The 814-nt window shown below is 79.2% G+C and carries 1 pseudogene; it reads right to left on the bottom strand.

Going from position 1 to position 814, the window contains the following annotated elements:
- Window positions 1-814, bottom strand: a pseudogene (locus KN815_RS49410) (hypothetical protein); the annotation flags it as partial.

The following is an 814-nucleotide window of genomic DNA, read 5'->3' as shown; positions in this document are numbered from 1 at the left end:
GTTCGGCGTCGGGTCCGCCGGGCCGGGCGTCGGCGGTGACGAGTGCGGCGAGCGCCCAGGCCAGCGGGTTGTCGCCGGGCGACCCGTCGGGGGCCGCGGCCATCAGGTCCAGCAGGGCGTCGGCGGCGGGCCGCCAGCTCGCCCTGTTGCCCAGCTCGGTGACGGCCTCGACCAGCACGGCCGCCGCGTCCGGCGCCCACGGTGACCAGCCGGCCAGCGCCCCGTATCCGGCCGCCGCCACCTCGGGGTCGTCGGTGTCGCAGACGACGCGTATGAGCTGGGCGTAGCGGGCGCGGTGCGCCTCGGGGAGGTCCAGGGGGCGGGTGCGCAGCACGGCGTGGCGCAGTTCGCGGCGTCCGCTCGCGGCGGCGGTCAGCAGCTCCCAGGAGCGTTCGGCGTCGAGCGGCCGGGTGGCGAAGGCGACGCAGGCGGCCTGCACATCGGGGTGCTGGCCGGGCAGTTCGAAGGCGTCGGCGAGCAGCGCGGCGGCGTCGGTCACCGGGAGCAGGGTGGCGGCGAGCCGGACGGCCTCCTTACGGCTGGTGACCTTCGGGGGGACGGGCGGTACGGCCGTGGCGACCCCGTCCGGCGCGAGCACCCCGCGCACCAGCCGCCCCAGCCGTGACGGCTCGGCGTACCGGGCCGCTCTGGTGGCCGCGTACACCGCCACCCGGGCCCGGTCGCCGCCCGCGTGGGCCAGCAGGGCGGGCAGGGCGTCCCCGGGGCGGTCGGTCCGGGCGAGGGCGGCGAGCGCGGCCTCGGCCAGGACCACATCCGAGGCGTCGGCCGGAACCACGTCCGGGGCGTCGGCCCA

Origin of the sequence: Streptomyces niphimycinicus, from assembly GCF_018883605.1 — a bacterium.
GTDB classification, from domain to species: Bacteria; Actinomycetota; Actinomycetes; order Streptomycetales; family Streptomycetaceae; genus Streptomyces; species Streptomyces niphimycinicus.
Note: the sequence above shows the minus strand (reverse complement) of the source record. Positions and strands in the feature narration are given on the sequence as shown.